General features: G+C 70.0%; 25 protein-coding genes. 10 read left to right on the forward strand and 15 right to left on the reverse strand.

What is annotated here, in order from left to right:
- Both AB0J09_RS22835 and rfbC read left to right on the forward strand, forming a co-directional pair.
- Positions 1-834 (forward strand): class I SAM-dependent methyltransferase (locus tag AB0J09_RS22835; protein ID WP_360694353.1); only part of this gene is annotated, 834 nt, incomplete at its 5' end.
- 13 nt (positions 835-847) lie between these two features.
- Positions 848-1,426, forward strand: coding sequence for a dTDP-4-dehydrorhamnose 3,5-epimerase (gene rfbC / locus AB0J09_RS22840; protein ID WP_360694356.1), 579 nt, complete (start codon positions 848-850; stop codon positions 1,424-1,426).
- Here the strand turns inward: rfbC and AB0J09_RS22845 are convergent.
- The 13 genes from AB0J09_RS22845 to AB0J09_RS22905 all read right to left on the reverse strand — a co-directional run bounded on the left by AB0J09_RS22845 (position 1,421) and on the right by AB0J09_RS22905 (position 14,437).
- A complete protein-coding gene (locus tag AB0J09_RS22845; protein ID WP_360694359.1) occupies positions 1,421-2,515 on the reverse strand; it encodes a DegT/DnrJ/EryC1/StrS family aminotransferase in 1,095 nt (364 codons plus the stop codon). The two genes, rfbC and AB0J09_RS22845, sit on opposite strands and share 6 nt — an antisense overlap.
- A gap of 23 nt (positions 2,516-2,538) precedes the next feature.
- A complete protein-coding gene (locus AB0J09_RS22850; protein ID WP_360694362.1) occupies positions 2,539-3,273 on the reverse strand; it encodes a hypothetical protein in 735 nt (244 codons plus the stop codon).
- A gap of 3 nt (positions 3,274-3,276) precedes the next feature.
- On the reverse strand, positions 3,277-4,185 hold the full coding sequence (locus AB0J09_RS22855) for an ATP-binding cassette domain-containing protein (protein WP_360694365.1): 909 nt from the start codon (positions 4,183-4,185) through the stop codon (positions 3,277-3,279).
- Positions 4,186-4,207: 22 nt separating this feature from the next.
- The gene (lanKC, locus tag AB0J09_RS22860; RefSeq protein ID WP_360694368.1) at positions 4,208-6,742 is read right to left on the reverse strand and encodes a class III lanthionine synthetase LanKC; all 2,535 of its coding nucleotides are present in this window, start codon (positions 6,740-6,742) and stop codon (positions 4,208-4,210) included.
- Positions 6,743-6,760: 18 nt separating this feature from the next.
- Positions 6,761-8,410 carry a daptide biosynthesis intramembrane metalloprotease gene (gene mpaP / locus AB0J09_RS22865; protein ID WP_360694371.1) on the reverse strand — a complete coding sequence of 550 codons (1,650 nt, stop codon included), beginning with the start codon at positions 8,408-8,410 and terminating at the stop codon, positions 6,761-6,763.
- Positions 8,403-8,588 carry a hypothetical protein gene (locus AB0J09_RS22870; RefSeq protein ID WP_360694374.1) on the reverse strand — a complete coding sequence of 62 codons (186 nt, stop codon included), beginning with the start codon at positions 8,586-8,588 and terminating at the stop codon, positions 8,403-8,405. The genes mpaP and AB0J09_RS22870 overlap by 8 nt, the downstream gene beginning before the upstream one ends.
- Before the next feature lie 112 nt (positions 8,589-8,700).
- The gene (locus AB0J09_RS22875; protein ID WP_360694377.1) at positions 8,701-8,874 is read right to left on the reverse strand and encodes a daptide-type RiPP; all 174 of its coding nucleotides are present in this window, start codon (positions 8,872-8,874) and stop codon (positions 8,701-8,703) included.
- Between the two features lie 48 nt (positions 8,875-8,922).
- On the reverse strand, positions 8,923-9,120 hold the full coding sequence (locus AB0J09_RS22880) for a daptide-type RiPP (protein ID WP_360694380.1): 198 nt from the start codon (positions 9,118-9,120) through the stop codon (positions 8,923-8,925).
- On the reverse strand, positions 9,121-10,350 hold the full coding sequence (mpaC, locus tag AB0J09_RS22885) for a daptide-type RiPP biosynthesis dehydogenase (protein WP_360694383.1): 1,230 nt from the start codon (positions 10,348-10,350) through the stop codon (positions 9,121-9,123).
- Positions 10,347-11,615 carry a daptide-type RiPP biosynthesis aminotransferase gene (gene mpaD, locus AB0J09_RS22890; protein WP_360694386.1) on the reverse strand — a complete coding sequence of 423 codons (1,269 nt, stop codon included), beginning with the start codon at positions 11,613-11,615 and terminating at the stop codon, positions 10,347-10,349. Before mpaD ends, mpaC begins: the two co-directional genes overlap by 4 nt.
- Entirely contained in the window at positions 11,612-12,418 is an 807-nt protein-coding gene (gene mpaM / locus AB0J09_RS22895) for a daptide-type RiPP biosynthesis methyltransferase (RefSeq protein WP_360694389.1), read from the reverse strand. The genes mpaD and mpaM overlap by 4 nt, the downstream gene beginning before the upstream one ends.
- On the reverse strand, positions 12,415-13,452 hold the full coding sequence (gene mpaB, locus AB0J09_RS22900) for a daptide biosynthesis RiPP recognition protein (protein ID WP_360694391.1): 1,038 nt from the start codon (positions 13,450-13,452) through the stop codon (positions 12,415-12,417). The genes mpaM and mpaB overlap by 4 nt, the downstream gene beginning before the upstream one ends.
- A gap of 10 nt (positions 13,453-13,462) precedes the next feature.
- Positions 13,463-14,437: an LLM class flavin-dependent oxidoreductase gene (locus AB0J09_RS22905; protein WP_360694394.1), complete on the reverse strand. Its 975-nt coding sequence runs from the start codon at positions 14,435-14,437 to the stop codon at positions 13,463-13,465.
- Between the two features lie 317 nt (positions 14,438-14,754).
- Between AB0J09_RS22905 and AB0J09_RS22910 the strand changes: the two genes are divergently transcribed.
- Positions 14,755-15,474, forward strand: coding sequence for a CPBP family intramembrane glutamic endopeptidase (locus AB0J09_RS22910; RefSeq protein ID WP_360694397.1), 720 nt, complete (start codon positions 14,755-14,757; stop codon positions 15,472-15,474).
- Between the two features lie 25 nt (positions 15,475-15,499).
- Positions 15,500-16,561 carry a glycosyltransferase family 2 protein gene (locus AB0J09_RS22915; RefSeq protein WP_360694400.1) on the forward strand — a complete coding sequence of 354 codons (1,062 nt, stop codon included), beginning with the start codon at positions 15,500-15,502 and terminating at the stop codon, positions 16,559-16,561.
- A 22-nt stretch (positions 16,562-16,583) separates the two neighbouring features.
- On the opposite strand, the gene AB0J09_RS22920 is transcribed toward AB0J09_RS22915, so the two are convergent.
- The gene (locus tag AB0J09_RS22920; protein ID WP_360694403.1) at positions 16,584-17,150 is read right to left on the reverse strand and encodes a TetR/AcrR family transcriptional regulator; all 567 of its coding nucleotides are present in this window, start codon (positions 17,148-17,150) and stop codon (positions 16,584-16,586) included.
- A 79-nt stretch (positions 17,151-17,229) separates the two neighbouring features.
- Here AB0J09_RS22920 and AB0J09_RS22925 point away from each other — a divergent pair, with 79 nt between their 5' ends.
- Positions 17,230-18,033, forward strand: a complete 804-nt coding sequence (locus tag AB0J09_RS22925) for an alpha/beta hydrolase (protein WP_360694406.1) — start codon at positions 17,230-17,232, stop codon at positions 18,031-18,033.
- A gap of 29 nt (positions 18,034-18,062) precedes the next feature.
- Complete coding sequence (locus tag AB0J09_RS22930; protein ID WP_360694409.1) at positions 18,063-18,839, forward strand: MOSC domain-containing protein; 777 nt, start codon at positions 18,063-18,065, stop codon at positions 18,837-18,839.
- Between the two features lie 4 nt (positions 18,840-18,843).
- On the opposite strand, the gene AB0J09_RS22935 is transcribed toward AB0J09_RS22930, so the two are convergent.
- A complete protein-coding gene (locus AB0J09_RS22935) occupies positions 18,844-19,770 on the reverse strand; it encodes an iron-siderophore ABC transporter substrate-binding protein (RefSeq protein WP_360694412.1) in 927 nt (308 codons plus the stop codon).
- Between the two features lie 206 nt (positions 19,771-19,976).
- Between AB0J09_RS22935 and AB0J09_RS22940 the strand changes: the two genes are divergently transcribed.
- The 4 genes from AB0J09_RS22940 to AB0J09_RS22955 all read left to right on the forward strand — a co-directional run.
- On the forward strand, positions 19,977-21,284 hold the full coding sequence (locus AB0J09_RS22940) for an ammonium transporter (RefSeq protein WP_360694415.1): 1,308 nt from the start codon (positions 19,977-19,979) through the stop codon (positions 21,282-21,284).
- Positions 21,281-21,619, forward strand: a complete 339-nt coding sequence (locus AB0J09_RS22945; RefSeq protein ID WP_043616024.1) for a P-II family nitrogen regulator — start codon at positions 21,281-21,283, stop codon at positions 21,617-21,619. The genes AB0J09_RS22940 and AB0J09_RS22945 overlap by 4 nt, the downstream gene beginning before the upstream one ends.
- A 121-nt stretch (positions 21,620-21,740) precedes the next feature.
- Complete coding sequence (locus AB0J09_RS22950; protein WP_360694419.1) at positions 21,741-23,966, forward strand: [protein-PII] uridylyltransferase; 2,226 nt, start codon at positions 21,741-21,743, stop codon at positions 23,964-23,966.
- A 224-nt stretch (positions 23,967-24,190) separates the two neighbouring features.
- Positions 24,191-26,058 (forward strand): nitrate- and nitrite sensing domain-containing protein (locus AB0J09_RS22955; protein WP_360694422.1); only part of this gene is annotated, 1,868 nt, incomplete at its 3' end.

Genomic DNA, 26,058 nt, shown 5'->3' on the forward strand with positions numbered 1-26,058 from the left:
GGCGTCGCCGACCGCGCCGCGGCCCAGGGGGTGCGGGTCTGCAAGGAGTTCTTCGAGTCCGGCGTCGCCGAGCGGATCCGCGCCGCCGACGGACCCGCCGATGTGATCTACGCGGCCAACACGCTGTGCCACATCCCCTATGTCGGCTCGATCCTGCACGGTGTGGCCACGCTGCTCGGCCCCGATGGCGTCTTCGTGTTCGAGGACCCCTATCTGGGTGACATCATCCGCCTGACCTCCTTCGACCAGATCTACGATGAGCACTTCTTCCTCTTTTCCGCCGGTTCGGTGCAGCGGATGGCCGCGCCGTACGGGCTGGAGCTGATCGATGTCGAGCGGCTGGCCGTCCACGGGGGAGAGGTGAGATACACGCTGGCCAGAAAGGGGGCCAGAAAGCAGAGCGCCGCGGTGCGCGACCTGCTCGCCGATGAGACCGCCCAGGGCATCGCGGACGCGGAGGCGTTACGTGCCTTCGCCGGCCGTACGGCGGACGCCCGTGACCGCCTGGTCGCACTGCTCACCGAGGTGCGCGAGCGCGGCGCGAGCGTCGCCGGGTACGGCGCCACCGCCAAGAGCGCCACCGTGCTCAACTACTGCGGGATCGGACCCGAGCTGATCCCGTTCATCGTCGACACCACCCCGGCCAAACAGGGCAGGCTCACTCCTGGCTTGCACATTCCGATCAGGGGACCCGAGGCCTTCCGCGATCCCTATCCCGACTACGCGCTGCTCTTCGCCTGGAACCACGCCGCGGAGATCATGACCAAGGAACGCGAGTTCCGCGAGGCGGGCGGGCAGTGGATCCTCTACGTGCCGGAGGTCCACGTTGTTTAGCAGGGAGCTCGAGGTGCGCGGCGCCCACGCCTTCCAGCCGGTGGCCTACCCCGACGAGCGCGGTGAGTTCGTCACCACGTACCAGCGCGCCGACTTCGTGGCCGCGCTCGGGCACCCGCTCTTCCCCGTCGCGCAGGCCAGCCAGAGCACCTCCAGACGGGGCGTGGTGCGCGGCGTCCACTACACGCCGGCGCCGCCGGGAACCGCCAAATATGTGCGATGTGTCCGCGGCAGAGCGCTCGATCTGGTGGTTGACCTGCGGCTCGGTTCGCCCACCTTTCGCCGGGTCGACCAGGTGGAGCTCAGCGGGAGCGACCACTGCGCCCTCTACCTGCCGCCCGGCGTCGGGCACGCCTTCCTGGCACTGGAGGACGACACGGTCATCTCCTACCTGCTGTCGGAGGAGTACGAGCCGCGCAACGAGCTGGCCCTGTCGGTGCTGGACCCCGAGCTCGGCCTGCCGCTGCCACGGGGCCTCGAGCCCATACTGTCCGAGCGCGACCGTGCCGCGCCCACGCTCGCGCAGGCCGCGGAGCGTGGCCTGCTGCCCGATCACGCCGCGTGTGAGGCGGTACGGCACACCTGGTCATAGCACCTTCCGCAACACTGAGATCACGCGTTCCTGCGACTCCTGCGACAGCGAGGGATACATCGGCAGCGAGAAGATCTCCCCGGCCAGGCGCTCGGTCACAGGCAGGCTGCCCGGCCGGTAGCCCAGATGGGCGAAGCCCGTCATCGTGTGCACCGGCCATGGGTAGCTGATGTTGAGGTTGATGCCCTCGTCCTTGAGTGCCTGGATGATCTGGTCGCGGCGCGGGTGCCGTACGACGTAGACGTAGTACACGTGGTCATTGCCCGGGGCGCTGGCGGGCAGCACCAGCTCGGTGTCGCCCAGGGCATCGGCGTAGCGCGCGGCCACGGTCCTGCGTCCGGCGATGTAGTCACCGAGCCTGCGCAGCTTGCGGCGGAGTATCTCCGCCTGGAGCTCGTCCAGCCGGCAGTTGTGGCCGGGCGTCTCGACGACGTAGTAGCGCTCCTCCATGCCGTAGTAGCGGAGCCGGCGCAGAGCACGGTCCACCGCGTCGTCGTCGGTGACGACCGCGCCCCCGTCGCCGTAGGCGCCCAGGACCTTGGTCGGATAGAAGGAGAAGGCGGCGGCGTCGCCCATGGATCCGGCGATCACGCCGTGCCGGCGTGCCCCGTGCGCCTGGGCGCAATCCTCCAGGATCACCAGGCCGTGCCGGTCGGCCAGGCGCCGCAGCGGCGCCATGTCCACGCACTGCCCGTACAGGTGCACGGGCAGCAGGCAGCGGGTCCTGGGCGTGATGGCGGCGGCCACCTGATCCACGTCCATGAGGTAGGTGCCGGGGTGCACGTCGACGAAGACCGGGACGGCGCCGACCGCGTCGATGGCCACGACGGTCGGCGCCGCGGTGTTGGACACCGTGATGACCTCGTCACCCTTGCCCACGCCGAGCGCCTGCAGGGCGAGTTTGATCGCGTTGGTGCCGTTGTCGACCCCCGCGCAGTGGCGCACGCCGTGGTACGCGGCGAACTCGGACTCGAAGCCCTGCACGCTCGGGCCGAGGATGAGCCGGCCGGACGAGAAGACCTGCTCGACCGCGTCGAGGATGTCCTCGCGCTCGGCGTGGTATTCGGCCAGGTAATCCCATACGTGCATGAGCGTCTCCTCCCGAGGTGCCGTCACGTACCGAGATCGCGTCGCTCGTACACGAAGATCGCCAGACCGGTGGCGATCGCGACGTACAGCGTGAACATCCCCAGCCCGGCCAGGGGGCCGAGCGGCAGGTTGGCGACGGCCGCCCCGACCGTCTTGAACGGCAGGAACGCCACGACCTCTGGCGGGACGGTGTAGGCGAAGACCGCCTCGATCCCGAGCGCCCACACCAGCAGCAGCGCGACCGCGCCCGCGGTGTTCCTGAGCAGCAGCCCGACAGCCGTGCCGAGGATGGTGGCCAGTGGCACCGCGATCATGGTCGTCAGCACGAGCAGCCCACCGTCGCCGCTGAGCGGAGAGTATCCGCTGCCGCCTGTCAGCAGCCCGCCCACGTAGGCCAGGACCGTCGACACCACGCCGACCGCGAGCGCGATCACCGCCGCGGCGGTGAACTTGGCCGTCAGGACCTGCCGGCGCCAGGGCGACATGATCGAGGTGATGCGGAACGTGCCGCTGCGCAGATCACCTGTGGCGATGAGCACACCGAGCACCATCATCGCGTAGATGACCACTTCCATGGGGAAGGCGACCGCCTGGATCGACGTACCCATCCCGGGGATGTTGCCCTTCGCGTCGACTCCGGTGCCGACGAGGGCGGCGGCGATGCCGGCGACGGCGATCGCCGCGATCACCGTGATCAGGTAGCTCCTGAGCGTGCGGAACTTGATGATCTCCGCTGACCAGAGATTGGCGAATGACATGGCTCAGCCCACCTCTCCTCTGATGCTGGTCTTGTCGGCGGTCGCCTGGGCGAAGGCCTTCTGCAGGTTGCGCTCTTCCCGCAGCTCGAAGATCGCGATGCGGCTGTCCCTGGCGATCTGCCCGACCATGACGGCGGTGATCCCGGCAACCTGCAGCCGTTGCGAGCCGACGGCACCGAGCACCCGGCCGCCGGCCTTCGAGATGGCGGCGCTCAGCGCCTCCGGGTTGTCGCACTCGACGCTGACCGTGTGGCTCTGGAACCGCTGGATGAACGACTCGGCGGAGCCCGCGCCGACAATCTTGCTCTGCGCGATCACCACCAGGTCGTCGACCAGGTCCTCCATTTCCGCCAGCAGGTGGCTGGAGAGGAAGATCGTCCTGCCCTGATCCCTGAACTGCCGCAGGAGTGCCTTAAGCCAGGCGATGCCGTCGGGATCGAGCCCGTTCATCGGCTCGTCCAGCACGACGATCTCGGGATTGCCCACGAGGGCGATGGCCAGGGCCAGGCGCTGGCGCATGCCGAGCGAGAACCTGCCGACCCGCTGCCCCGCCACGTCGGTCAGCCCCACCCGGGCGAGGAGGCTCTCGGCCTGTCCCTGGCCCGCCCCGGCCAGTTTGGCCGCCCACCGCACGCTGTCGATGGCCCTGCGACTGGGGTGCGCGCACTGCGTGTCGACCACCGCGCCGATCTTCCGGGCCGGGATGGGCCACTCGTCGATGCGCTTGCCGTCGATGAGCGCCGACCCGCTGGTGGGTCTGTCGAGCCCGAGGAACAGGCGCATCGTGGTCGACTTGCCCGCGCCGTTGGGGCCGAGGAAGCCGGTGATGGCCCCCGACCGAGCGGCGAACGTGGCGTTGCTCAGCGCGACCACCGGGCCGTACCGCTTGGTCAGGCCGTCCGCATTTAACATCGGTTTCATTATTTGTCCTCTCTCACAGGTTTCGTGGGCGCAGGAAGGGAAGGCTCGCGCAGTCGTCGTTGAGCGCGCAGCGGAGCGCGAAAAGCACGCCGGCGGCGCCGGTGGCCAGGTCGGCCGACAGCCGCAGCGCCTGCTCGCCGACGAACGCGATGTGCCCGTCACGCGCCACGGCGTGCCAGGCCAGGTCGTTCAGGTGGCGTGCGCGTACGGTTCCGGTCAGGTTCGCCATGGTCAGCACGACCCCCGCCCGGCCGTTGAACAGCCCGGCGCCCGTCACGACGTGGTTGTCCACCCTGCGGCGCAGTTCGTCGCGTACTTCGATCAGCTCGGGGTCCGGGTGGTGTCCGACCAGCAGATCCGCCACCAGGGCCAGGCCCGCGCCACCGGCGCCGAGCACCGGAGCACGCCACGGCGCGTCCATCGGCGGCGTCGGCCCGCCCACGCCCGCCACCTTCAGGTCGCGGCGCAACGCCGCCTCAGCGTGCTGGAGCAGCAGGGGATCGGGACTGGCCTCGTAGAGGCGGAGCAGGAACAGCGCGATGCCGGCTCCGCCGTGCATCAGGCCGGGCAGGACCGGGCCCCGCAGGGGAAGCGGGTGATCGATCAGCCACTCGGCCAGAGTCGCTGCCTCCTGGCGAAGCTCTTCGTCGCCGGTCTCGGCGGCGAAGTGCAGCAGCGTCAGCCCCACTCCTGGCAGTCCGGAGAACAGCCCGCCGACGGGCATCTGCTCCGGCTCCAGCCCGCGAACCCGGTCGAGGTAGACGCGGGCGTCCTCGGGCAGTCCCAGTTCGTCCAGCGCGTAGGCGATACCGCACCAGCCGTCGTAGAAGCCGGGCGGCGCCTCCTTGAGAGAGCGCGCACGGTCAGCGAACCACCGCGGGTGCTCCTCCGGGACGTCCACTCCGGCCTGCCGCAGCGCCCACAGGACGCCCGCCGCCCCGTGGGCGAAGTTCACCCCGCCGTGGGGTCCGAGGAACTGGCCGATGTCGCCGGGGTAGAGACGGTCGCCGCGTTCGGGGGTGGCCGTGGCCAGGATGCCCCCTGCGATGCCCTCGCGGAGTTCCGGCCAGGCGCCGGGGCCGGCCTCCGGCCAGCTCGGCGGCGGCGGTGCGGCGGTCAGGCCCACCAGGGGCGCCCAGTGGCCGTCCGGGCCCAGGTCGGCGCGGACCTGCTCGGCGAAGTCGCCGGGCAGCGGGAAATGATCGGTGATGGCCTTGAGCAGGAGGTCGCCCTTGTCGGGCCCCCAGGGCAGCAACGGGGTCATCGGGAGGAAGAACGCGATCTTCAGGCAGGCCAGGCAGTAGCGGTCGATGGCCGGGCCCCGGTACGTGGGCGGGGCGACGAAACCGGGCGCGGCCATCGGCTGCGTGGCGTTCTCACTCGCCTCCGTCGCGGCTTCCAGGTCGATGAAGGCGATCGTGTCGTCGGCTCGGAGGAGGATGTTCGCCGGATGCAGATCACCGAAGACCACGCCACGCTCATGCATGGCCTCGATGGCCTCCTCGACCGTTGCGATGATCTTCATCGCCCACGCGGCGTAGGCGGCGAAGTCCCCGGCGCCGCGCTGCTCGCGCATCAGCGGGTTGCGGCGGTCGATCTCCTTGGCGAGCGGCTGGCCGTCCACGTATTCGCGGACCAGGAAGTAGTGCTCGTGCCCGATGCGGTAGTCGATGACCTTGGGGACCCACGGGAGCCCTTCCAGCTTCCGCATCGCCCAGTGCTCCTGCTCCAGGCGGGCGACCGCGTCGCGGCCCTGCTGGTCGAGCCCCGCCAGCGGCCTGGCCTCCTTCATCACGACGGCCTCACCCGTCGTGGTGTCGGTGGCGTAGTAGACGCCGCCGCCGTTGGAGAAGTGGAAGGCCTTGGTCGCGCGGAAGGGGAAGTCGCGCAGCGTCCCCTTGCTCCTGTCCGCCACCGCCTGCTCCAGGCAGGCCGGCAGGGCCGCCCATTCCGGCGGGCGGAACGACGGTCCCCTGACGTCGGGCACGAGCCGCCCGTCCGGGTCCTCGACGCAGTACACGGTCTCGCCGTTCTCGCCCTTGACGGTGCGCTCGATGAACGCGCCGTACCGCACGTAGAGCGGTCCAGAGCGCCAGCGCAGGTCACTCAGGATGTACGGCCCGCGTTCACCCTCCAGCAGCCGGCCGAGTTCGCGCAGAATCTGTTCGAGCTGTTGATCGTCGGCGGGATAGATGGTGATGAACTTGCCCGCGCTGCCGCGTTCGCCATATTTGCCGTTTCTGGCGGCGAGCACTCTCGGGGACTTCAGGAACTTGAAACTGAACTCTCGCGGCACGCAATAGTCCCACACCGTCTCGAGGATCTTCTCCGCGTTTTCCGGCGTGGCTGACGCGTGTATTTTCCAGCCCTGTTTCAGGAAGTTCTCGGCGGGCGAGCGGTAAATGGCCCATTCCGAATTCTCGGTGCGGTGCCAGCCCGGCGGTTCGGGCTGCCGGGTGAGCGCGAACCCGTGGTCGGCGCTCCGGTCGACGACGTCGTAGAAAGGCACGCCCGGAGGGGAGTGCTCCATGTATCGCATGAATTCCATGACTGTTACTCCCGTTCGTCACCAGGCGGCGGAGACATAGGTGCGGTAGAGCCAGACGCCGAGCGGTCGGTGACCCGCCTCGATCCGGGCCACGCCCTGGCTGTCCGGCGGCACCGTCGTCACCTCCAGCGGGTAGCCGGAGACGGTGCCGGGCAGCTCGCGGTCGGTGCGGACCGGCAGCAGGACCGACACCGGCACGGAGATCTCATGTGTTTGGGTCCCGGCGATCCTGGCCGTGCCCACGCGCTCCTTGAACACCACCCCGTTACGCAGCAGCTGGACGGTCGCGCCGGTCCTGAGCACGTCGGGACCCGGGTCGGTGGTGAGCACCAGATCGGCTCTGCCCGCGTGGTACCGGTAGCCGCCGGCCACCGAATAGGGAACCTGCACCAGCGCGAGCAGCGCGGCGACTCCGCCGACGACGGCCAGCGTGACGAGAGCGGCCCGCCACGCCGGCGCCCCCGCCTGCCTCGCCTCACGCATGCGCACCAGAAAGCCGTGGCAGAGGCGGCCGATGAGCAGGCCGACGACGACGAGCAGCACGACCGTCCCGGCGACGCCGAAGCCCCGCAGCAGGTCGCCCCAGAGCGAGAGCGCCAGCCCGCCGACGAGGTAGATCGGAAAGAGCTGGCAGGCCAGCCCGTACGGCACCGCCCACCGCACCTGCGGCAGCTCCCGCTCGTACCGCCCGCCGAACAGCAGCTCGGCTGTGTACCGCCGGGCGTCGATCATCGCTCGCTTACGCAGGTCGGGGATGTCCAGATGGCTCATCAGCGCCAGGTAGCCGTCGAGCTTGATGAAGGGCAGCAGGTTGAGCAGCCCGCTGCCGTAGTTGAGCGCGGAGAAGACCAGCAGGCCGGTCCTCAGGTCGGAACCCGGTGTGAACAGCGCGGCCAGCGACGCCGACCCCGCGGCCACGAATTGGGTGGCGGCGCCTGCCAGCGCCACCCTGACGCGCTGCCGCCGCTCGGCCAGCCGCCAGCCGTCCGAGACGTCGCAGAAGAACGCGGGCAGCAGGTAAAGGAGCATGAACCCCATACGGTTCGGCCGCCCGCCGTAATAGGTGAGCACCGCGGCGTGGGCGAACTCGTGCAGCACGATGACGGCGTAGGTCGCGACCGCCACGCCCGCGTACACCGGCATCGGCAGCGGGCCGCTCAGCGTGTCGATGAGTGTCCCGCTCATGAGCGCCAGCCCGGCCAGACCGGCGAGCGCCAGCACCGCCGCGACCACCCCCCCGCCGCGCTTGGCCAGCGCGGCGAAGAGCGGCGCGCAGGCGGTGAGCAGGCGATCGGGGCGCAGGAGAGTGACCTGCACGGTCAGCGGCGGCACGTATTTCACCCACCGGACGCGCCGTGCCTTGCGCAGTCCGTCGTCGAGGAGCTCGGCCCGCTTGAGCTGACCGAGCGCGTAGGCCAGCGACTCGCCGGTCCACTGCGCGCCCAGGTAGGACAGGAGCTGTGCGTGGTCGCGGGCGCCGTCGAGTGCGCCCGCGAGCTTGGCCAGGTCTGCTCCCACCCTCATGTAGGAGCCGGGCCGCTCGATGATCCACAGTGCGCCCTCCGCCGACGGCGGGTGCACCTGAACACCCTCGGCGAGTCTGGGCCTGGCGGGGACGGCGAGATCCGGCTCTTTCCGCAGCACGGTGCTCGTACCCTGCTCAGCCATTGCGCTGGCCGACGGCTGCGGCGACCAGGAGGCCGAGGAAAGCCAGGAGCGCGACCAGATCGATGATCATCAGAGTGATCCGCAACGGTTCCGGCATGCCGACGTTGAGGATCACCAGGAGCGCCAGGGCGCAGACCACGCTCGCGGCGATGCACCACACCACAGTCGAGTTCATCATGCCTCACCTTCACGATTGGGAGTGAGGTGCGGTGGCGGCGTGACCGCCGCCACCGCACCTCAACTGGTCACCTCTTCTCGAGCTCCTGCATCAAAGCTCGAGCGTGGCGCCGTCAGGTGCTGATGACGGTGACGACGGCGCTGACGCCGTAACTGATCGCCGATCCGACAATGGTCACCACTGAGACACCGGTGGCGACGCCGAAGAAGGTTCCCCAGAAGGGGGCCTCCATTGACTCGAGCTCTTGCATGCCCAGCTCAAGGGGTAGGTCTGTCATCGATTCCATGGCCTTCCTCCTTTCTGACCGAGTCGCGGTTCACGAGGATGTAGGCGCTCACGTCGAGATGATCGACGCGGTGGCGAGGGCTACCGTGCCGCCGAAAACGGCGCCTCCGAAGCTGAGGGCAACGCCCGAGATGGTGACGCCGATCTTGAACCCGGACCAGAAGCTGGGGGCATCCATCGGCTCCAGCTCCTGCATCCCAAGCTCGAGAGGGAACAGGTCGAGTGCCTCGGCTGTCGCTGTGCTCATTTAGCACACCTCCTTTCTCATGTGGTGATCACCCGCGCCCGTGTGGCGAGGGAAGTCGTGAGGCGCGGTGGAAGAGACCGCGCACGTCAGGAAGTCGTCGATGTCGTCCCTGGTGAGAGCGCCGAGCATGGGCAGCCCCGTGCCCCAGGAACGGACGATGTGGCCGGCGACCAGGTCGAGCGTGGCCGTGTCCGCGCGAAGCGATCTGTCCACGCCCCACGCGTCGATGAGGGCGGCGATGCCCTCCCCGGGATCGGAGGGGAGGCCGGCGGGTGCCGCCGCGCGCATCCGAGTCCAGAGCCTGGCCAGCCGCCGGGCCGAGCCCAGGCGCACGTCGCCCCGGGCGATGCGCCGCCATAGCTCCGGCATGACCACGGCGACCGCGGACATCTTTCTCGCGCCGAGCCCGGTGGACAGCTCGTTGGCGATCAACCAGCCCTTGTTGACGAAGGAGGGCCTGCCGAAGTGCATGAACTCGTTGTGGGCGAGGCCGCTGAGCTTGGCGATCTCCAGCAGCAGCGCGTCTTCCGCCTGCCCGCCCGCCGCGTGGGCGCGGGCCACCGCGTAGCCTTCCTGAGCCATGCGCGCGGCCAGCGTCTCCACCAGCGCGTCCTCCGTCGGCCTGTCCTCGTGGTCGCCGGCGTAGCCGCTGGTGAGCCGGAAGAGCGTCTCGAGCACACCTTCGGCGACCAGCTCCGCGGGAAGCGTCGCGGTGGCCACCGGATCGAGCACGGCCAGGTCAGGACGCAGGCAGGCGCCGGTGATCAGCCGTTTGCCCTCCGGGTAGGCCAGGCACGCGACCGTGCTGACCTCCGCCCCGGTGCCGAGCGTCGTCGGCACCGCGAACAGCGGTACGGCCCGCTTGGTGAGCGGCGGCAAAAGCAGCAGGCCGCTGCGCTGACGGACCATGAGGCGGCGCTGGGCGTCCTGGTCACCGCAGAGCAGCGAGGCCAGCTTGGCCTGGTCGAGCAGTGAGCCGCCGCCTACGGCCAGGACCAGTCCCGTGCCGGTCAGGCGACCAGCCAGCTCGCGCACGCTGTCCGCGTCGCCGGGCCCGTCCAGCACGATGAGCGTCTCGTTGCGCCGTGCCTTCGCGATCTGACGGCGGACGTGCTCCGTGATCGGGTTCTGGGCGACGGCGGCGTCCACGAGCAGGGTCGTCTCTCCGCTGTCCACACTCTTGGCCAGCCAGGGGGCCAGGCCCGCGGTGCCGTACACGATGTGCGTCATGTGTCCACCGCCTGGGCGGCGTACGCCGACAGTCCCTTGCGCACGCACTCCATCAGCTCGCGCAGGTCCGCCTCGGTGTAGGTGAGTGCGGGGAAGAGCTGGACGCCGTTGACCCCGTAGTGCACGATCGCGCCCGCCCTGCGGATCGCCGCGACCACGTCGGGCACCTCGGCCTGGGGCAGCGGGGCGCCGTCGGGCCCGCGCAGGCGGATGGAGCGGAAACATCCTCGGCCCACGGTCCCCGCCACCAGCGGGTGATCGGACTCCAGCGCGGCCAGCTCTACGTCGAGGAGCGCGGACAACCGCCTGCTCATGCCCTCCGCGTCCAGCCGTCGCATCTCGTTGATCGTGGCCAGGATCGCGGCGCAGGTGACGGGCGTGCCCGCCTGCGTCTCGCCGTGTGCCAGGACCGCGCCCGCGTCGGTGAAGGCCGAGGCGACCCCGTGGGAGACCACCACGGCCGCGGCGGCGGCCGTGCCGTTCGTCAGCCCTTTGGAGGTGATCAGCAGGTCGGGCGGCTCCGGCCACTCCTGCGTGGCGAAGAAGCTCCCCGTCCGGCAGAAGCCGGTGGCGACCTCGTCGGCCACGAGGAGGAAACCGTGCTCGCGCCGCAGGCGGAGCAGTGTTGCCACGTACTCGTCGTCCAACGGGATCGCGCCGCTGCCCAGCACCGGCTCCACGACGACCGCCGCGACCTGGCCGCCCAGCCGGGACATCAGCCGTTCCAGCTCCGCCGGCTCGTTCGGCGGCACGTGCCGGGTCAGGCGCTGGTCGACTCCGTAGAGCCGCTGCCCGAGGTCCTCGCCGGTGAGGGCGAAGCCGCCGAAGGTGAGGCCGTGGTAGCTGCCGAGCAGCCCGACGACGATCTTGCGCTGGGCCGCGCCGGCCAGCGCGTGATACTGCCGGACGACCTTCGTCGTCGCGTCGTTGGCCGCCCCGCCCGAGGTGGAGAAGATCACTCGCCCGTAGTGCTCGGGGCCGCACACCTCGACGAGGGCCGCCGCCGCCTCGCGGGCGTAGACGTTCTCGTAGCGGAAGACGTTCAGGTACGACGCCTCGCGCATTGCCTGCGCCGACGCCTCCGCGATGGCCTCGTTGCCGTAGCCCAGGTTGGTGTTCCACAGGCCGCTGGTGCCGCACAAGAGCTCCCGGCCGTCGGCGAAGCGGACCCTGACGCCCTTGGCGGAGACCGTGCACAGCTCATCGGAGCCGTGGGAGTCCGGCGGCAGCAGGGCGGGCCAGAGCGGCGGGCCGGCGGGCGTCATGCGGCCACCTCGGCTTCCATCAGCACGTCGCGGTGCCTGCCGGTCTGGTCTCCGAGCGAGATTCGCGAGCGCACCGCGAAGCCGTGCTCGGTGAGCTCCGACTCCAGGAGGTCGGCGGGCAGCACGCCGATCGTGGTCGTGCAGACGGTGAGCTGCTCCGTCTCCGTCTCCGCGGGGAAGATGGCGACCACGCGGCGCCCGTCGAGCGGCGCCCAGCGTTCGAAGAAGCGGTAGGAGCGGCCGCTGGGACCGGTGAAGGCGAACTCGGCCTCCTCCTGCCCGGGCGGGGCGTGCAGCTCGACGGTGGTCAGCAGGAAGCGGCCCTGCGGCAGCAGGTGGGCGCGTACCCCGCGGTAGAGCGCGGCGCGGCCGGCCGCGTCGAGCAGCGAGATCGACGAGGTGCCCAGGACGATCGCGCCGAACCGCTGGTCGAGCGCGAAGTCGCGCATGTCGGCGTGGACCGGCGTGCAGCGCTCGGCGAGCCTCCCGCGTGACTGTGCCAGCCGCTCCCTCAGCAGCGCCAGCAGGCTCTCCGACAGGTCCAGCGCGGTCACCTCGCGGCCGAGCGCGAGCAGCGGCAGGGTCAGCCTGCCCGAGCCGGCGGCGAGGTCCAGCACCGGGCCGGGCAGACCGCGCACCAGCGCCACCAGCTCGCGCACCTCCTGGGTGTCGGCGCCGGCCATGTCGTGATAGACCGCCGCGCCCGCCGCGCTGTACAGGTCATGGACCTCCGCGCGGTTTCCGAGCTCGGCCAGGAGATCGGCCGCACCGCGGGCGAGCGTGGGGGCGTCGAGCGACGTCACGACGCCTCCTCGGCGGTCAGGCGCACGCCCGACTTGGCGAAGAACGACGAGACGCTCTCCAAGCCCTTGGGGTCGTCGTGCTGGGCGGCCGCCTCCATCGATCCGTGCACCAGCAGCGCCTCCACGAGCTGGCCCGCCCGGTGCTCCACCTTGAAGGTCCTTGACGGCCACTGGGTGTGCACGTAGGCGGACGCCTCCGTCCACAGCAGCAGCGGCAGGCCCGCCGTCACCATGTCGGCCGGGTCGCCGACCTCCTCGAGACCACGCACCAGCCGGCCGCCGAAACCAGAGACGCGCATGTCGCTCTCGCCCCGGGTCAGCAGATCCTGCTGGGCCGCGATCGCGCCGTGGTAGCGGCCGAGCCAGGGCCGGGACGCGAGCTCAGCCGCCCGCCGCTCCTCGGGGACCGCCTTCGCCAGGCAGACGGCGCACGGCTGGTCGCTCTCCGCGTTGAGCCGGGCCCATTCCTTCTGGAGGGTCGGCAGGTCATCGCCGGCGTGGCCGATCGCGGTCCCGGTGGGTGAGGTGTGGATGTCGCCGTCGGCGGTGACGTAGAGGCGATGCCGCGGGCCGTCACGGTCGATGCCCGCGCCCAGAGCCGGCAACTCGGCCAGCCGCACCGCGGGATGGATGAGGAACTCGCGGAACTGGCCCTCGTCCTTCGCCCGGTCGGCGTCGTCGAGGAACAGCTCGAAGTCGGTCTCGTTGAAGATCCTGATGGAGGTCGGGCCGATCACCGACATGAACTCGCTGGTCGAGTAGTCCTGCGTCTGCAGGAAGAACGAGTCGGAGATCGAGATCTCGCTCCCGGCCTCGCGCAACGAACCCGTGTACCCCACGACCACCGGGCCCGCGTCGTCGCTGGGACCGCCGGGCAGGAAGACCACGCTGGTCGCGCCCACCAGGCCGGACCTGCGGAGCGCGTGCAGATAGCCGGGGTCCTCCAGGACGAGGGTGGAGACATGGTGGGGTTCGCCAGGAGTCAGGGCCTGGCCGGTGCCCCAGTGCATCAGGTTCCGCTTTGTCGAAGTCAACGCTCCCCCTTCAGCGCAGTTTCTGGCCGGTCAGTGCCCCCAGCAGGGACTTGAGCTCGTTCGTCGTCTCGTCGGGGCCCTGCAGGTTGTAGACCCCGGTCAGGTTGAGGATGATCTCGTCGGCGCCCGCCTGCTCGAACTCCTTCAGCCCCGTCAGGACCTGCTCGAGATCGCCGCTCACGAAGGCGCCGCCTTCGACGAGCGCCGCCGCGTCGGCGGCCGTGTTCTGGCCCGTCACCGCCAGGCCCGCCTTCCGCAGCATGTCGATGTAGTGCGGCCCCCGCAGGTGCATGGCGTTGCTGGCCAGGGCCTGCTCCGCCGGCGTGCGGTCGGGACGGCGCAGCGCGACGGGCACCATCGCGGCCACCCTCGGCATGTCCCGCCCCGCCGCCTCCGCGCCCTCGCGCAGCGCGGGCACGATCGTGTCAGCCAGCCACGCGGCGGGAGTCAGCCACGTCACCGCGACGTCGGCGACCTCGCCGGCGAGCCTGGCCATGCCGCGCCTGAGCACCCCGAGCCCGATCTCGACCTTGGGTGACACGGCGGGCGGAAGCATGCCCCTGTACCCGAAGTACTCGCCCCGGAAGTCGACCGCGCCGCCGCCGAGCAGCCCGCGCACCACGGTGACGTACTCCCTGATCGCGGTGAGCTGGCTCGGGTACGGCCGGCCGAGCATGTTCTCCTGGAAGATCGCGGGGCCGGGGCCGAATCCTGCCACGACCGGGTGACCTGTGGTCATGGCCACCGACCGCGCCTGCAGCGCGGCCTCGTACGGGTGCCGCAGCGGCATGAGGGTGACGCCGAAGCCCACCGGGCAACGGAACCCGGCGCCGGCCGCATAGGCGAAACCCTGGTGCGGCTCGATGAGCGTGGATTGCCCCTGCCACAGCGCGTGGGCCCGGCTCAGGGACACCAACGCGGCGTAAGGGAGAATCTGCTCAGGCCTTCGAGTAACAAACGGGACCAGCACCGAGTATTTGGTCATCAATCAGTCCATCGTGCGATGTTCCGGCTGTTTACTGAGTTGTTTGCTTACATCGCACTTATACGTGGTGCTGAGTTCCTCGCCGCTTCCTCGCCGGTGTTCGCGCAGGTCCGCGAGGTTTGGATGACAGATGTCATGAGGCGCCGATGACTTCGGGGTCTACTCGGCGCCGTCGCGCCCGCACAAACTGACGGTAGAGCCACTCCGCCCGAGAGGAGCGGTCATGCCATTTACCACGTACTCCGTACGGCTGGCGCGCGGCTCCTGCATCGTCCCGCGCCGGTCGTCGCACTCAGCGGAACTCTGAGAGGAAAACCGTGCCATTCGAGTCCGCACCGCTGGCCTGGGTGCTCGCCGTCGCTCTCGTCCTCTATCTCGCCGTCATCGCTCCCTTCCTCGGCCGGCGCGCCTATCCACGCCTCGTGCGGGGCGAGGTTTCCCGCCCGCGCTACTACACCGCCCTGTCGGCGGAGATGTGGGTGTGGGCAGCGGTGGCGATCCTCGTCGTGGCCCTGTCGCCGACGATCGGCGCGGCCGACATCGGCATCAAGGGACCGGCCGACCCCGCGATCGCGTACGGCGCGATGCTGGCGCTGCCTCTGGGGATGGTGCCGGTCGTGCTGCTCCTGCGCTGGCTGGCGAAACAGGGCGTCACGCTGCCCTGGCACGCCGGCGCCTCCGGGCTGATGGCCCGCACCGCCCGCGAGCGCCGGCTGGCCACCCTGCTCGCCGTCTCCGCGGGGGTTTGCGAAGAGGTGGTCTTCCGGGGCCTGTTCATCGGGCTCGGGCGTGAGCTGGGGCTGGCTCTCCCGATCGCGGCCGTGATCGCCGTGGCGGTGTTCGCCCTCGGGCACATCTACCAGGGAACGTTGGGCGCGCTGATGGCGGTGGTGAGCGGTGCCCTACTCACCTGGACCTACCTGCGCACGGGCAGCCTGCTCACGCCGGTCTTCGTGCACATCATGATCGACATCATCGCGCTCGTCATCCTGCCCTACCCCGGCCGCGTTCAGGAGCCCGCGCCGGCGAAGGCCTGACGGCCCCTGCGGAGAGGAAACGTTCGTGCCTCGTGTCTCGGTGATCTGTCCTGCCTACAACCGCGGCGCCGCCATCGCCGGCACCATCGCGTCGGTGCAGGCGCAGACGCTGCGTGACTGGGAACTGATCGTCGTCTCGGACGGCAGCGACGACGACACCGACGAGGTGGTGCGTACGCTGGCCGAGCGGGACGAACGGATCCGCCTGCTGCGCACCCGCCATCACGGCCATCCCTCGGAACCGCGCAACATCGGCCTGGCCGAGTCCAAGGGCGAGATCATCGCCTACATCGACCACGACGACCGCTGGCTGCCGCGCCATCTCGAGCTCCTGACCGGGGCGTTGGCCGCCGGCGCCCAGCTCGCGGCGACGGCCGCGACCAAGGTGAACGCGTCGGGTGCGGTGCTGGACGTCACGCCGCCGCTCCTCCTGTGCTGGCACCCCGAGATCCAGGTGACGCACGCGGTGTTCGAGCCGACGCAGGCAGCTCATGTCGCCGGGCTGGCCGAAGAGGTCGGCGGGTGGCGGGTGTCCATGACCGGCCTGGAGGACTGGGACCTGTGGCTCCGGATGGCGGACGCGGGCGCGCGCTGCCAGACGGTCGCGGAGCCCACGGTGCTGGAGCTCGTCGACCCGGGCACGCGCCAGTCGATGGTGGTCACGGAGCACGGCTGGGAGATCGCCCGGTTCGAGAGCATGCTGGCCGCGAGGGCCGCCTACCGGGCGCTGAAGGATCTGCGCCGCGTCGAGGCGGCCCGTGAGGCGATGCTGAAGGACGTACGGGCCTGGTACGGCTCGATGGCGGCCAGGGGGGAGCTGGCCGTGCCGATCGGCTGGCACGCCGACTGGGCGGAGATCGACAAGGCGCTGGTCGACACCGTTTCCCGTACGCAGATCACCAGCAAGGAACTGTGGCCCGACATCGCGATCGTGCAGAGGGACGGGTACGTCGCTCTGGTGCACCTCGTGTCGAGCATGACCGCGGACCACGCGGAGCGCATCGGTGAGCTGACGCGGAAGGTCATGCGTCACCAGATGACGCTCTACGCCGACGTGCTCGAAAGCCGGCGCATCACCGCGCAGTGATCGCCGGCCTGGAGGCCGGCTCCTAGCCTTCGAGGACGCGGCGGAGGAACTCCTCGACGGCGGCCACGGCCGTGTCGTGGTCGCCGCCCCTGGCCACCAGCAGCGCGCTCTCATTGACGGCCGCCAGCAGCATGTGCGCGTGCAGGTCGAGGAACTCCGCGGGCACCGCCCCCGTGGCCTCCAGCGCGGCCTTGAGCATCCCGAACGAGTAGCGCTCCTCCATGGCACGCCACCGCTCCCACCCCATCACCGACGGCGCGTCGATGAGGACGAGGCGCTTGATGACCGGATCGCCGGCGAGCGAGATCCAGGCCAGGACGCCGGCCCGGAGGGCGGCCGCCGGGTCGGCGATGCCGTGGACCGCCTCGACGATCTTGCGGCCGATGGCCGACTCCGTGGCCTCCAGCACCGCCTCGAACAGGGCGTCCTTGCCCGCGTAATGGTGGTAAAGGGCCCCCCTGCTCAGCCCCGACTCCTGCAGCACCGCCTCGATCGAGGTGTCGTCGTAGCCCCGCTCGGCGAACAGCCGCGTGGCGATCGCCAGGACCCTGTCGCGGGTGGCCGCTCCGCGCTCCGCCTTGAGGTTCATGTGACCACTCTAGACAAACCGACTGTCAGTCGGTAACTTCATAGACCGACAGTCGGTCTGTGAAATCCAAGGAGTGTCAATGGACGGCATCAGCTACGTCGACGTGGGCGAGGGGCCGGTCAGCCTGTTCGTGCACGGCGTGGGCACCAGCTCGTACCTGTGGCGCCACGTCATCGAGGCGTTCCGTGACGAGCGCCGCTGCGTGGCCATCGACCTGCCGCTGCACGGCGGGAGCGCCCCGCGCGACGACCTGTCGATCCCCGCGCTGGCCGAGGCCGTCGAGGAGCTGTGCGACGGTCTCGGGCTCACCGAGGTGGATCTCGTCGCCAACGACACCGGCGGCGCCGTGGCCCAGGTCTTCGCCGTACGCCACCGAGAGCGCCTGCGTACGCTCACCCTCACCAACTGCGACGTGCACACCAACGCTCCGCCTGAGGCGTTCATCCCTACAGTCGAGCTGGCCGCCAGGGGCGAGCTGGCCCCGCTGACCGCGGTCGTGCTGGACCAGCCGGAGCTGCTGGCTCAGACGGCCTTCGGCGAGGGCTATGAGCGGATCGACGACCCGGCGGAGCTGGTGGACGCGTTCCTGAGGCCGATCTTCGCCAAGCCCGACGGCGGCCGCGCCTTCGAGCGGATGCTGACCTCCATCGACGCCAAGGATCTGGTCGCCATCGAGCCGCAGCTCACTGTGCTGACCGTGCCGACGCTGGTGGTCTGGGGCACGGGGGACGTGTTCTTCGACGTGAGCTGGACCCGCTGGCTGCGCGACACGATCCCCGGCGTCAAGGAGATCGTCGAGATCGAGGGCGGGAGGCTGTTCTTCCCCGACGAGCGGGCGGACGAGCTGGTGCCGCATCTGCGCCGGTTCTGGGCCCAGCCCTGAGCGCCCGCCCCAGCCGTAAGATCGGCCGCATGCACCTGGAGACACTGCGCCGCTACCCCGTCAAGTCGATGCTGGGGGAGGAGATCTCCGAGAGCGAGGTCACCGAGCGCGGGCTCGCCGGGGACCGGGCGCGGGCGGTGCTGGACGTCGCGACCGGGAAGATCGCCAGTGCCAAGAACCCGCGGCTCTGGCGCGGCCTGCTGATGATCGAAGGTGCCCGAGTCCCGGGGGACGAGGAGCTGTCGGAGCTGCTGGGGCGGGAGGTGCAGCTGATCGACGTGCCGCCGGAGGGCGCCGAGTTCGAGCGCTCAGTGCCGGAGCGGGTGCTGGCCGAGGGGATCGACGCGGAGGTCCCCCACACCGTCGGCCGGCTCGGCGGCGCGGCCCCCGAAGGCACGTTCTTCGACTTCGCGCCGATCCACCTGATCACCACCTCCGCCGTCGGGCGGATCGGGGCACTCAGCCCGCGCGGGCACGTCGAAGCCCTCCGCTACCGGCCCAATCTGGTCATCGGGACGGAGGAGGAGGGCTTCCCCGAGAACGACTGGGTGGGCCGGGAGCTGCACGTGGGTGACGAGGTGGTGCTGGAGGTCATCGTGGCGAGCCCGCGCTGCGCCGTGCCGACCCTGGCGCACGGGCCGCTGGAGCGCGACGCCGAGGCGCTGCGCACAGTGGCCAGGCACAACCGGGTGCAGGTGTTCGACATGGGACCGCGGCCGTGCGCGGGGGTGTACGCGGGAGTGCTGCGGCCCGGCCGGATCAAGAAGGGCGACCGGGTACGGCTCGAGGCGCCCCGCCACCCGTGACGGCTCAGGCCAGGGGCGTCAGGTACTTGTCCAGGTCGTCGAGGATCTTGCCTGCGGCCGTGACGCCAATGCCGGTCATCCAGACCTCGTCGTCCACGTTGTGCGCGTTGCCCGACTTGACCGCCTTCAGGTTCTTCCACAGAGGCCCGCCGGTCACCGCTGCCTGTGACTTGGCGGCGGCGTCCCCGTAGGCCGTGTAGAAGATCGCGTCGGCGTCGGCCTTGGCGATGTTCTCCTGGCTCAGCTTGCCGAAGCGCTTGTCCTGCTGGTCGGCCAGCTGCTGCGCCTCGGGCCGGGGGATGCCGGCGTCGCCCACCACGATGCCGCTGAACGACTCGGGTCCGTACATGCGGATCTCGGTGGGCATGAACCGCACGATGCTCACCTGCAGTTTCGAGAACTTGGCCCCCACCTCCTGGGCCCGCTTCTCGTACCCCGACAGCAGCTGCTGGGCCTGGTCCTTCTTGCCCAGCGCCTCGGCGTCGAGCAGGAAGTTCTCCTTCCAGGTGATGCCCACCTTCTCGGTGAACACGGTCGGCGCGATCTTGCTGAGCTTGTCGTAGAAGGCGGCCTGGCGGAACTTGGTGCCCAGGATGAGGTCCGGCTTGAGAGCCATGATGGCCTCGATGTTCGGGGCCTGCAGGGTGCCGACCGCCTTGGTGGCAGACAGGGCCGAACCGAGGTACGCGGGCCACTTCTGGTTCTCCTGAGCCTGCGCCGCGCCGATGGGCGCCATGCCGAGCGAGACCATGGTGTCGAGTTTGTCCGTGTCGAGCACCACGACCCGCTTGGGGGTCATCGGCACCTTCGTCTCTCCCATGGCGTGCTTGACGGTCCGAGTCGGGCCCGCGTCCTGGGATGAGGTCGACGTCCCGCAGGCGGCGAGGGCGAGGACGGGGAGCATGGCGGCGACGGCCAGGCGAAGGCGCATGAGTATTCCTTGATCGGTTTAGGTTAGCCAACCCTAAGTATCGCATGACCGATATAGCTAGGCCGAAATCGCATCAGTGAGAAACCCGAAACTTCTCCGAAACACCACCCCGGCGAGATTCACGAATGTGAAACACGCCTGGTCGAGCCACGAAACCCCGGGCGAACACGCTGTGGCCACACGTCACATGTAAGGAGGGTCGCGTCGTGAAGATCGATAGCGGCACCACAGCCTGGATGCTCGCGGCCACCGCGTTGGTGTTGCTGATGACTCCGGGCCTCGCGTTCTTCTACGGGGGCATGACCAGGGCCAAGAGCGTCCTGAACATGATGATGATGTCGTTCGGCGCCATCATCACGGTGACCATCGCCTGGGTGCTCTTCGGACACTCGCTGGCGTTCACCGACAACGCCAGCTCGGCGATCAACAACGTGGTCGGCGGCTTCGACGCCCTCGGCCTGCAGAGCCTGGTGGACACCGCCACCAAGGACGACGGCACCGGCATGCCGAGCCTGGTCTTCTCCGCCTTCCAGCTGACGTTCGCCATCATCACCGTCGCTCTGATCAGCGGCGCGATCGCGGACAGGGCGAAGTTCGGCGCGTGGCTCCTCTTCAGCATCCTGTGGGCGACGATCGTCTACTTCCCCGTCGCGCACTGGGTGTGGGGCACCGGCTGGCTCAACACGATGGGCATCGAGGACTTCGCGGGCGGCACGGTCGTCCACATCAACGCCGGTGCCGCGGGCCTGGCACTGTGTCTCGTGCTCGGCAAGCGCTCCGGCTGGCGCAAGGAGCCGATGCGGCCCCACAACCTTCCCTTCGTCCTGCTCGGCGCGGGTCTGCTGTGGTTCGGCTGGTTCGGCTTCAACGCCGGCTCCGAGCTGGCCGTCGACGGCACGGCCGGCCTGGCGTTCATGAACACCCAGATCGCCACCGCGGTCGCCGCGGGTGCCTGGCTCGTCGTGGAGAAGATGCGCGACGGGCACGCCACCAGCCTCGGCGTCGCCTCCGGCGCGGTCGCCGGCCTGGTCGCCATCACCCCTGCCTGTGGTTTCGTGGACCCGTGGGCCGCGATCCTCATCGGCCTGCTCGCCGGCGTCATCTGCGCCTACGCCGTCGGTCTGAAGTACAAGCTCGGCTTCGACGACTCGCTCGACGTGGTCGGCGTGCACCTGGTGGGTGGCGTCATCGGCGCCGTCTCGCTCGGCTTCCTGGCCGCGTACCCCTTCCTGGACCAGCAGAGCAAGGGCCTGTTCTACGGTGGCGGCGTCGGCCAGCTGGGCCTGCAGACGCTCGGCCCGGTCGCGGTCGGCGGCTACTCCTTCGTCATCACCTGGGTTCTCGGGAAGATCATCGACAAGACGATGGGCTTCCGGATCTCCGCCGAGGAAGAGCAGACCGGCATCGACGTCACCACGCACGCCGAGACCGGCTACGACCTCGGCACGGTCTACGCCTCCGGCGTGACCTCCTCCAACGGGCCCGCCCCGGCAGTTAAGAAGGTGGACGCATGAGGCTCATCACGGCGATCATCAAGCCCTTCAAGCTGGATGACGTGAAGGCGGCACTCGAACAGTTCGGCATCAAGGGAATGACGGTCAGCGAAGCGAGCGGCTACGGCCGTCAGCGCGGCCACACCGAGGTCTACCGCGGCGCCGAGTACCAGGTCGACCTGGTGCCGAAGGTCCGCCTGGAGGTCCTCGCCGAAGAGGATGACGCCGAGGACGTGATCGACGTCATCGTCAAGGCAGCGCACACCGGCAAGATCGGCGACGGCAAGGTCTGGTCCGTCCCGGTGGACACCGTCATCCGTGTACGCACGGGAGAGCGGGGTCCTGAAGCCCTGTGACCTGGACAGGGCGAAGCCGGGACGACGGCGTCAGGGCGGAGCACGACAGGGTATCCACGATGGATCCGCGGCGACGCCCGGACGACGGCGTCCGGGCGGAGCTCGGCAAGGGGGCACAGTAGTGAGGGGAGAGGCCCGTTCGTACGCCGCGGCCCGCAAGGAGCGGGCCGCGGACACCGACCGCTGGCTCAAGGATCTCTTCAGAACGGCGAGCGACGGCGACAACGTCTCACTAGTCGCCGTCGGCAGCCTGGGAAGGGGCGAGCTGGCCCCGGGCAGCGACCTCGACCTGGTCCTGCTGCACAACGGCCGGGCCGACGTGGCGAGGATCGCCGACCGGATCTGGTATCCGATCTGGGATTCCGCGGTCAACCTCGACCACTCCGTGCGGACGGTCGATGAGGCGGTGAGCGTCGCCAGGCAGGACCTGAAGGCCGTGCTCGGCCTCATCCAGGCCAGGCACGTGGCGGGCGACCCGGAGCTGACCAGGAAGGCCAGGGAGGCGGTGCTGGCCGAGTGGCGGGCCGACTCCCGGCGCAGGCTCGGCGAGCTTCGCGACGCGGCCGACAAGCGGGCCCAGGCCAGCGGCGAGCTGGCCTTCCTGCTCGAACCCGATCTCAAGGACGGCCGCGGCGGGCTCCGCGACGTCCAAGCCATGCAGGCGGTGGCCGCCGCCTGGGTCGCCTCGGCCCCGGGCCCCAGGGCGCGTGAGGCGTACGAGTTCATCCTGGACGTGCGGCACGCGCTGCACATCGTCACCGCCCGCGGCACCGACCGGCTGGCGCTGCAGGAGCAGGATGCCGTGGCCGGGCTGCTCGGCCTGCTCGACGCCGAGGCGCTCATGCGCAGGCTCGCCGAGGCGGGTCGTACCATTTCCCACGCCTTCGACGGCACCTGGCGCACCGTTGACAGGCTGGTGTCAGGCCCCGCTCCCCGAGGCCGCCGCCCGCTGGCGGACGGCGTGGTCGAGCACGGCGGAGAGGTGGTGCTCGCCAGGGGGGTCAATCCGCGCAAGGACGCTGTGCTGGTGCTGCGTGCCGCCGCCGCGGCCGCCGACTCCGGGCTGCCGCTCGCCCCCGCCACGATGTCCGTGCTCGCAGCTCAGTCGCCTCCCATGCCGGTGCCATGGCCGGAGGAGGCGCGCGACTGCCTGGTGTCGATCCTCGGTGCGGGCCGCGCCGCCGTGCCCGTGTGGGAGGAGCTGGACCAGGCGGGCATTCTTGTCAAACTGCTTCCTGACTGGGAACGCGTACGCCATCGTCCCCAGCGCAACCCGATCCACCGCTTCACGGTCGACAGGCACCTGATCGAGGCCGCCGCGAACGCCGCCAGCCACACCCGCGAGGTCTCACGCCCCGACCTCCTGCTGATCGCGGCGCTCCTGCACGACGTCGGCAAGGGCTGGCCGGGGGATCATTCCGCCACGGGCGAGGTCGTGGTCCGCGACATCGCCACGCGCATCGGCCTGCCCCCGCAGGACGTCGAGACCCTTGCCACCGTCGTACGCCACCACCTGCTGCTGCCCGAGACCGCGACCCGCAGGGACCTCGACGACCCCGTCACGATCGAGAAGGTCGCCGCCACCGTCGGCAAGCGGGAGGTCCTCGACCTCCTGGCCGCGCTGGCGGTCGCGGACGGGCACGCGACCGGTCCCGCCGCCTGGAACAGCTGGAAGGCGGGGCTCGTCGCCGACCTCGTGCGCCGCGTCAGGTCCGTGCTGGCCGGCTCGCCGCCGCCCAAGCCGCCGACCCTGTCGGCCGAGCAGGCCGCGCTCGCCAGGCACGGCGGCGGCGCCGTGCGCGTCAACGGGGGAGCGGTCACGGTCGTCGCACCCGACCGCGTGGGGCTGCTGTGGAGCGCCGCCGGCGTGCTCTCCGCGCACCGGCTCATCGTGCGCTCGGCCTCGTCCGCCTCCGCGGGCTCCACGGCGGTGATCGAGTTCTCGGTCATCCCCGAGTACGGCTCCCCGCCCGACCCTGCGACACTGGAGTCCGATCTCCGTCTCGTCCTTGCTGGCCGCCTTGACATCGAACAGAGATTGGCCCGCCGCGCCCGCTCCATGAGGCCGCCCCGCGTACCCGTGGCTCCACCTCGCGTAACACTGGTCGACGACGCCTCCGCGACCGCCACTGTGGTGGAAGTCAGGGCCCATGACAAGCCGGGACTTCTGTGGCGTATAGGACGGGCGTTCGGTGAGTGTGGTCTTGACGTGAGGGCCGCTCGCGTAGAGACTCTCGGCGCGGAGGCGGTGGACGTCTTCTATGTCGTGGATCGTGCAGGTCGCCCCCTCAGCGACGCCGCGCAGAGGGCACAAGTCCACGATCAGGTCCTTGCCGCACTGCGATAACCAACAGCACACGACTACCGGTCGCATTTGTAACAATTGTGTCCGAAATGCCGGTTAAGTCAGAAGCTGCGGATACCTTGTGGACGGCTTGAAGGCCCGTCGTGGGCGGGACGAATTGAGGGGTACGGGAAGCAGTGACTACGGGGAACTCCGACAGCGGCTTCGCCGCGAAGCGGGACCGCGGGAAGCGGTCACTGCCACGCCTCGGCTTGCGGAACTGGCGGGTGAGGTGGCGGCTCACCGCGCTCATCCTGGTGCCCACGATCGCCGGCGTCGTGCTCGGGGGAGCGCGCGTGGTGGGGTCGGTCCAGAGCATCGCCGACTACGACCGCACAGCGACCGGAGCCGACCAGGCGGGCCACATCCGCGACCTCGTACAGGCGCTCGGCCTGGAGCGTGACACGAGCGGCTGGATCGGTGCCAGCCGCGCGGTGCGCAAGAAGCTCACCCCGCTGCTCGATCAGCGCAAGGCGGCGGTGGACACGCTGGTCAAGACCGTGAACGCCGACCTCGACACGATGGACGACTCGTACGGCCCCCGCGTCGTCAAGGCCGCCCAGCAGGCCAAGTACGACCTGAGCCGGCTGCCGAAGATCAGGACCGAGGGCCAGGCCGACACCATCCGGTATGACTTCCTCACCGACACCCTGCTCAAGCTGCACGACGAGCTGAGCCTGCTGTCCGACGACTCGGAGATCATCGGCCAGTTCCGCGCCCTGAACGCGCTCGCGGCGGCCAAGGAGGAGATCTCCAGGCAGCGCATCCAGCTGCTCCAGGCCTCCTACGACCCCGAGCGCGTGGACGCCAAGGAGGTCGAGCAGTTCATCGCCTCCAACGCCCGCCAGCTGCGCGACATCTCCGACGTCGGGGCGGAGGCGGGCGCCGACGTCGGGCTCAAGCTGTCCAGGGCGCTGACCTCCAACACCCGGTACGTCAACGTCCAGCTCACCAAGTCCCGCGCGATCACGCTGGCCAGCGGCCGATCGCCGGGCGCGCGGATCACCGACAACCTGATCTCCGCCGACGGCAGCCGCGACCAGTGGTTCGAGGACAACACGGCCAGCGTCAAGGTGCTGAGCGGGATCGAGAAGCAGCTGGCCGGCGAGGTGGGCCTGCGCAGCAAGGAGCTGCGCGAGTCCGAGATCCGCAACGCGATCATCGCGGGCGCCCTGATCCTGGCGCTGCTGCTGCTCGTCCTGCTGCTCACCGTGGCCATCGCCCGCTCCATGGTCGGCCCGCTGCGCAGGCTGCGTACGGAGGCGCTGGAGGTGGCCGGCTTCCGGCTGCCCGACGTGGTGCACCGGCTGCGGGCCAGCGGTGACGCGTCCGTGGGCGACGTGCGGCCGATCGAGGTCGAGGGCAACGACGAGATCGGTGAGGTGGCCAGGGCCTTCGACCAGGTGCACCGGCAGGCCGTGCGCCTGGCGGGCGAGGAGGCCGAGCTGCGCAGCAACATCAGCTCGATGTTCGTCAACCTCTCGCGCCGCACCCAGACGCTGGTCGAACGGCAGATCTCGCTCATCGACGGCCTGGAGAAGGGCGAGCAGGACGGCGGCCGGCTGTCCGACCTGTTCAAGCTCGACCACCTGGCCACCCGCATGCGCCGCAACTCCGAGAACCTCCTGGTCCTCGCCGGTCACGAGGCCACCCGCCGGCGCAGTCAGCCCGCCAAGCTGGTCGACGTCGTACGCGCCGCCCTCTCGGAGGTCGAGGGCTACGAGCGCGTCCAGGTCAAGGTGCACCGGGGCACCTCCGTGCTCGGCAGCGCCGCGAACGACCTGGTCCACCTGGTTGCCGAGCTGGTCGAGAACGCCATCCAGTTCTCCCCGAGCAACTCCCAGGTCATGGTCACCAGCAGTCTCATCGAGGGCGGCGGCGCGCTGCTGTCGGTGAGCGACACCGGCATCAGCATGACCGAGGACGAGCTGGCCGAGGCCAACCGCCGCCTGGCGGAGCCGCCCGTCGTGGACGTGTCGGTCTCGCGGCGCATGGGTCTGTTCGTGGTCGGCCGCCTGGCGCTGCGTCACGGCATCCGGGTGCAGCTCAGGAAGGGCGAGGGCGCCGGGCTGATCGCCATGGTCCTGCTGCCGCC

It is taken from the genome of Nonomuraea sp. NPDC049784 (assembly GCF_040659615.1).
Taxonomy (GTDB): Bacteria; Actinomycetota; Actinomycetes; order Streptosporangiales; family Streptosporangiaceae; genus Nonomuraea.